1 pseudogene is annotated in these 799 nt (G+C 47.2%); it reads left to right on the top strand.

Features of this window, described 5'->3' with window-relative positions:
- Positions 1 to 799: pseudogene (locus tag DW657_RS18140) on the top strand (hypothetical protein); the annotation flags it as partial.

Below are 799 nucleotides of genomic sequence, written 5' to 3'. Positions count from 1 at the left end.
ACGGCATCAACAGCTATTCCTTTGCCAATAGGGAGTACGTGGAATATGGCGTAAACAAGCAGACCAACAAGGCATTTTTTAATGTCTATGGTGATATGTATGTAGGCGACCGACCTACTAAGGAGAATGGCTATGAGGGTAGTAGCTACATAAAGTATGACAGCGCAGCCAAGCAGGTATCTATTAAGGGTAAGCTTTCGGCGAAATCTACCGTGGATGGCAAGGAACTGTCTCTGTATATTAAGGAGAACTCAGCGAAGGGCTTGACCGAGGAGCAGGTAAACAATCTCATCAAGAACTCGCAGGTCATTACTGACTTGCAGAATCAGGTTGATGGTGCTATCGAAACATGGTTCTATGAGGGCGTGCCTACCTTGAAGAATGCGCCAGCAAGCAGTTGGACGACCGACAAGGAAAAAGATACCCATTTGGGCGACCTTTATTATGACAACAAGACGGGCAAGGCATACCGCTTTGCCAAGGATGGCAACACCTATAAGTGGACAGTCATCACAGATACCGATATTGCCAAAGCTTTATCTGACGCAGCCAAGGCTCAGGAAACGGCAGATGGCAAAATGAAGGTGTTTAGTGCTCAGCCTATTCCGCCTTATCAGTTGGGCGATATTTGGGTGAATGCTACCTATCCTACAGATGGCAGTACCTACAAGAATGAGGTATTGCGCTGTCAGACCAATAAAGCCGCTGGTTCTCAGTTCGCAATCGGTGATTGGATAAAAGCATCTAAATACACCGATGATACCGTTGCTAACGCAGCCAAGGCAGCGGCGGAGAAAGC

It is taken from the genome of Prevotella sp. AM23-5 (assembly GCF_003473645.1).
GTDB classification, from domain to species: domain Bacteria; phylum Bacteroidota; class Bacteroidia; order Bacteroidales; family Bacteroidaceae; genus Prevotella; species Prevotella copri_A.
The sequence above is the reverse complement of the archived record's forward strand: the minus strand, read 5'-3'. Positions and strand labels throughout refer to the sequence as shown.